Genomic DNA, 5,562 nt, shown 5'->3' with positions numbered 1-5,562 from the left:
AAGTGTGGGAAGCGGCGGAGGAAGAAAGCCTCGCAGCCAGAGCCCTCGCCGGAGAGGACATCGACTAAATTCGGAACAAGGACATCAGCGAGGAGGAGCCATCCTCGCTGTCAACAGCCCATACTCGAAGGACACCCGCCATGCGCCTGATCGCCAACAACTGCTACCAGCTCGAGCACTCGAAGGGCGCCAACGGGTACGTTGTCTCCGGTAGCGCCGGGGCTGCCGTCATCGATCCCGGAATTTCCTCCGGCTACGACGCCGTCCTGAAGGAGTTGCGAGATTCCGAGACCCGCGTGGGCCGTGTCACGGACATAGCGCTCACCCACTACGACTTCGACCATGCCCAGGCCGTCGCCCGCCTCCAGCAGGAACTCGGCGCGACGGTATGGCTGGGTGGAGCCGACGCCGCGATCCTCCGGGGCGAGAAGGCACCGCCGACCGCAGTACGCCGCCTGATGCAGCGGCTCACGTCGATCCCCTATCCGGACCGGCTCGAGGAGATGAACGGTACCGGCAGCATTTTCGAGGGGCTCGACTACTTCCCCACGCCGGGCCATACCCCGGGCCACTTCGCCTTCCAGTGGAACTCTGTCCTTTTCACTGGCGACTCCGTCACCGTCCGCAAGGACGGCGGACTGCGCCAGTTCATCCTTCGGCCGGTCATCAGTGACAGAGCTGTTGCTGGGGAAACCGAGCAGCTGCTCCGCGAGCGGATCACCAGCCAGAGCATCGAGTGGGTCTGCGCGGGCCACAACCGTCCCACGCGTACGAAAAGCGCCGCATGAAGATCGCAGCATAGCTGCAGTGGCTCCTCCTAGAACCTTCGCCTGGCTGCCGCAACTGCCGCCCGGAAGGCGTTGTACCGGGAGATCTCGACGGCGACGGGTTTCACCACCGTATCCACGGCGATGCGCGTGACTGCCCCGGCCAGCCGACGTCGTACCCTTCGTCCCCGAAGCCTCGCCCCGAATCGGGCGAGGACGGCGGAAAGTACCCCGAGCAAAATGCCGGTTCCAGCGCCGGCGACGACCAACAGCGTGGGAATCGGGAAACCTTCCACGCGGGGCGTCTGGGGCAACTGCAGCTGAAGAAACCCACCGAGGGCAAGAAGGCCGAGCCAGACCGCTCCGGCAACCAGTGCTGCGAAAGCGATCCACTGCAGCAACCCCGCGACCGGCCACCACCACGATCGCCTGCCGGTGGCGAGATCGGTGCCCGCAACAGCCTGGTCAAGACCGTCCATCAGGCCCGGCTCGGAGCTCCTCGCAGCATTCCGGACGGAACTGCGCCAGGGCTCGACGGCGGCGCCTGCGGCAGTGTCGGCATAGGTGCGGAGTGCCCGGTCCACCGTTGCGCGCTGAGCGGGTTCACCGGTCGGCAGCGAGGTACGGACCAGCATCGGGTCGAGGTCCGCACGGCGGAGGTTCAACCGGCGCAACGGGTCGGGACGCAGGGCACCGAGCCACCGGGTGACCGGCCAGCCGGTGGCGGCACGCGCATCGCGCCGGTGGGACGCGACGACGGCGTCGACCACCGCCCCGACGCCTGCCGCATCGGTCAGGCCCTCAGCGAGAAGAGCCTGTGCTGAAGCTCCCGGAAGGGACAACTCACCTGTGCCCGCGAACTCCTCGAGCTCGGCCGCAGCAACCGCGACGTCGGCAGCGAGGCGCTCATTGAACACCTCTTTCCGCGTCACGACCGTGCGGACGGCGGCAGTGAGTGCATCCAGACCTGCGCCGGTCCGCGCGGAGACCGGGAAAACCTCGACGCCCGCGAGTCCTTCAGCGGCGAGGATGCCGGACAGGGACGCCGTCACCTCCCCAAGTGCTGGTTCATCGAGCCGGTCCGCCTGGTTGAGCGCCACCAGGGTGACGGCCCCGTGGCTGGCCAGCGGCGCGAGGAAACCCTGGTGCAATGCGGCATCGGCATACTTCTGGGGATCGACCACCCACAGGAGCACGTCCACCTGGCCCGCCATGCGCTCCACGACCAGGCGGTGGGCGCTCGCCGTCGAATCGAAATCAGGCAGGTCGAGCAGGATTAGTCCCGCTCCCCCGGACAGGGCGGAGTCATCCGGCATGTCGTAACGCTCCTCCACGACGAGCCAATCCAGCAACTCGGCGCTCCCCGCCGAACCCCAGACGAGCGCCAGCGGCGAGGACGTGGTGGGACGCCGTGCCGCCACCCGGGCGAGGCTGGTTCCGCTGAGCGCATTGATCAGGGAGGACTTCCCGCTCCCGGTGGGACCGAACACTCCGACGACGGTGTGATCGGCCGACAGCGAGCGCCTGCTTCCCGCGCGATCGAGGACGCCCTGGATCCTCTCGAGCCGGGAATCATCAAGGCGGGATCGGGCCAGCTCGCGCGCTGACTCGAGGGCTTCGAGCTGCTTCGGGAGCGTGCTGGGGCGCTCGGCATTCCGGGAACGGTTCACTGGGGGTTGACCGCGTCCGCGCCGACGGCACGTCCTTCGCCCTCGATTGGGTCCGTTCCCCTGGCCAGCTGCAGCGTCGCGAGGGTCCGGGCGTAGCTGCGCAGCGCTTCCGGCCTGGTCTGCCCGGCGAGCGGTAGGAGCAGTGCTTCGAATTTCGCCTGCTCGGCACGCAGGAGTTTTTCGCACCGCCGTCGCAGGTTGTGCTTGGCTGTACGCGCGAGCCGCCGGACCGCGTCGTCGCCGAAGATCGCCTCGAGGAGCTTCTGGCCCACCACCGCTGATCCCCCGGCGATCCCGACCTCGCCCCCGGTGAGTCCGCCCGTCGACGCGAAGACCACGATCATGAGGGCCACCGCTACTCCATTGACGCCGAACGAGAGCATGCGCGCGGCGAACCTCTTGCTGCTGCCCTCGGACCGCACCAGCTCGAGCAGGTCCTGCTGCCATTCCCTCACCTCGGTAGCGGCGCGGGCCGAGAACTCGCCACTGTTGTGGGGCGCCTGTCCGGCGAGGAGCGCCCGGCCGGCGTCGTCGGCCCGCCACCGCGCTTCGATGGCCTCCGCTGCCTTCGCAGTCTCCTCGACAATGACCGAATGCAGTCCGCTCTCAATAGCTGCGGCGACCGTCTGCGCCGGAGCGGGCCTGCCGGTGAAGAACGATCCCGCCCTGTCCCGCAGGCGGCCGATCCTCGTTTCGACCCCACGCATGAACTCGCCGGTGCCCACGAAGTCCTGCCAGCGCGCGAGGACCTCGCCGCGCAGCAGGGTTCCGTCCTCGGTCGATTCGAGGATCGCGGAGAGCGCGGTGTCGAAGGCCGCCGTGGTGGCGTTCCGGAGACCTGCTCCCACTGCCTGCTCGGCACCGGCAGCATCGGCCACCTCGCCGATGCGGACCCCGAGCGCCCGGACGGCTCCGGTGAGGGTGCGCCGTCCAATGTCCCTGCGGCCCTCGGCATCGGCGGCCAGGTCCTGCAGCCAGCGCCGCACTGGCTCGACGGCTCCGGGAGGCAGCATTCCCGCGGAGTCGAGCGGCACCTCAGGAATCACGAAGATGGGCGCGTGCCCCAGTTCCTTCGCTGCGAGCAGGGCCAGGAGGTCGTCCCGGACTTCCTCCTCCACACCGTCCGGAACACGGTCCAGGACGACGGCGAGCAGGATGTCCCGCTGAGCCGCTTCCGAGAGGAGCTTCCATGGCACGGCGTCCGCGTACCGGTTCGCGGTGGTGACGAACAGCCATAGATCTGCGGCGGCGAGCAACTGGCCCGCCAGCCTCCGGTTCTCGTCGGCGATCGAGTCCACATCCGGCGCATCGAGGATCGCCAACCCGGGAGGGATCGACGCGTCCGCTCGAAGGAGAAGGGAGGCGGTGCCACCCGGGGCTGCGTCCTGAACCTCGTGCGCGTCAGGCTGCGCTTGCGGCGGGTAACCCGGTTTCGGCCCCGGTTGCAACGCGGATCGGGGCGGCATGCCCACCCGGACGCGGGTCAGGGAGGGCAGCACGCGCTGGGTGGAGAACCAGCCGGCATCGAGCGGGTGGTGGAGCAGGATCGGCTGGCGCGTGGTGGGGCGGACCGCGCCGGAGCGTGTCACGGGGCTGCCCACGAGCGCGTTGACGAGCGTGGACTTCCCCGCACCCGTCGATCCGCCGACGACGGCGAGCAGCGGGGCGTCGACGTCGGCGAGACGCGGCAGGATGTAGTCGTCCAGCTGTGCGGCGGCGGCGGTGACGGCAGCCCGCGCTTCGGAGGATCCGCCCAGTGCCAAGGGAAAACTGGTGTGCACGAGTGCCTCCCGCACCTCCCGGAGGAATGCCGGAAGCCCGGACAGGCCGGTCAATTCCGCGGGAGGATGGGAAGCGCTCATTTCACCATTCTGCCAGCAGCGGCAGCTCCTCCGGCGACTGGAGCCGAGGCCTGCCCCGAACGACGAAAAGCGCCCCGGACTGATGTCCGGAGCGCCTTATTCGTGACCCCAGCGGGATTCGAACCCGCGTTACCGCCGTGAGAGGGCAGCGTACTAGGCCGCTATACGATGGGGCCAGTACTGTTCTATTCAGCTGTTCCACTTCGATGATGCTGTGCAGTTTCCTGCGCTGGGGTACCAGGACTCGAACCTAGAATGTTGGTACCAGAAACCAGTGTGTTGCCAATTACACCATACCCCAAAGGCGCTTTTCGAAGCCCTGGCCTGCAGGGATCCGACCGCGTAAGTGCCGCGCGCCGAGAAACAACTTTACCGGACAGGTGGCAGGAACTGCAAAACGGCACTCAGGGTGCTGATCCGGCGCTGCGGGCCATCCTCGATTTCAAGGCCGGCGCGGTCGAGCCACACGCCGACGAGCCCCGCGGCGTCAGCGCCGTGCGCGTCGACCACCGGGTTGTCCCCGACATACAGTGTGCGGGCGGGCGGGGTGCCCAGCAGCCGGACGCCCTCCAGGAAAATCGCCGGGTCCGGTTTGGCCACGTCCAGCGCGTCGATGCCGACGAGGATCCGAATCCGGGAGAGCTCCGCGCGGTCCAGTTTCGCCCGCTGGTAGTCGTGCACGTTGTTGCTGATCACGCCGTAGGGGATCCCCCGCTCGTCGAGTTCGTCCAGCAGGGGGACGACGTCGTCGTAGGCCTTGAAATGGCGCGGCAGAGTCGATTCGTACGCCCGGTTCCACCCGGCCGCGGCCTCGGCGTCGAAGGGCACCGCGGTGAACCCTGCCCGGGCGTGGGCCACGCGCCGGATGCGCTGCTCGGTGAAGGTGGCCTTCCCTTGGAGAAAGCTGTCGTAGTGGCGTTCCGGATCGCGCGCATACAGCCGCTTGTATTCGATCCAGTCATCGTCGCTGAGGTGACTCAACCCCTCGTCGGCGATCTCGTGCAGTGTGGCTCCCATGGCCCCTTCGAGGTCCACCAGGGTGTCATCGATATCGAAGAGGACGCCCAGCGGGTGGTCGCCGCTCACCCGCTCACCACGTTCCATCGCCTGTCCTACTCGCCCGACGCGGCGCGGAAGGCCCGGATGCGCGCGAGGGACGCCTCCCGGCCGAGGATCACCATCGACTCGAAGAGCGGCGGCGAGATGCGCCGTCCCGAGATGGCTGTGCGGACGGGGCCGAAGGCGAACCGCGGCTTGAGGCCG

General features: G+C 68.3%; 5 protein-coding genes and 2 tRNA genes. 1 reads left to right on the top strand and 6 read right to left on the bottom strand.

Translation table 11 applies throughout. From position 1 onward, the window contains the following. Positions 1-140 precede the first annotated feature (140 nt). On the top strand, positions 141-788 hold the full coding sequence (locus Y705_RS17075; RefSeq protein WP_049822204.1) for an MBL fold metallo-hydrolase: 648 nt from the start codon (positions 141-143) through the stop codon (positions 786-788). Between the two features lie 29 nt (positions 789-817). Here Y705_RS17075 and Y705_RS0103425 read toward each other — a convergent pair whose 3' ends face one another. The 6 genes from Y705_RS0103425 to Y705_RS23540 all read right to left on the bottom strand — a co-directional run. Further along, entirely contained in the window at positions 818-2,437 is a 1,620-nt protein-coding gene (locus Y705_RS0103425; protein WP_026531835.1) for a GTPase, read from the bottom strand. Next, a complete protein-coding gene (locus tag Y705_RS17070; protein ID WP_081737753.1) occupies positions 2,434-4,299 on the bottom strand; it encodes a dynamin family protein in 1,866 nt (621 codons plus the stop codon). Before Y705_RS17070 ends, Y705_RS0103425 begins: the two co-directional genes overlap by 4 nt. A 103-nt stretch (positions 4,300-4,402) precedes the next feature. After that, a tRNA-Glu gene (locus tag Y705_RS0103415) sits at positions 4,403-4,475 on the bottom strand. 53 nt (positions 4,476-4,528) lie between these two features. Continuing rightward, positions 4,529-4,600: transfer RNA gene (locus tag Y705_RS0103410), tRNA-Gln, on the bottom strand. A gap of 68 nt (positions 4,601-4,668) precedes the next feature. Next, on the bottom strand, positions 4,669-5,403 hold the full coding sequence (locus Y705_RS0103405) for an HAD family hydrolase (protein WP_049822203.1): 735 nt from the start codon (positions 5,401-5,403) through the stop codon (positions 4,669-4,671). 8 nt (positions 5,404-5,411) lie between these two features. Continuing rightward, the coding region (locus Y705_RS23540) for a nucleotidyl transferase family protein (RefSeq protein WP_162149029.1) at positions 5,412-5,562 on the bottom strand (151 nt) is incomplete at its 5' end.

The sequence above is a fragment of the Arthrobacter sp. H41 genome, from assembly GCF_000520535.1.
Lineage (GTDB): Bacteria > Actinomycetota > Actinomycetes > Actinomycetales > Micrococcaceae > Arthrobacter_D.
This window is presented reverse-complemented; position numbering and strand designations above follow the sequence as displayed.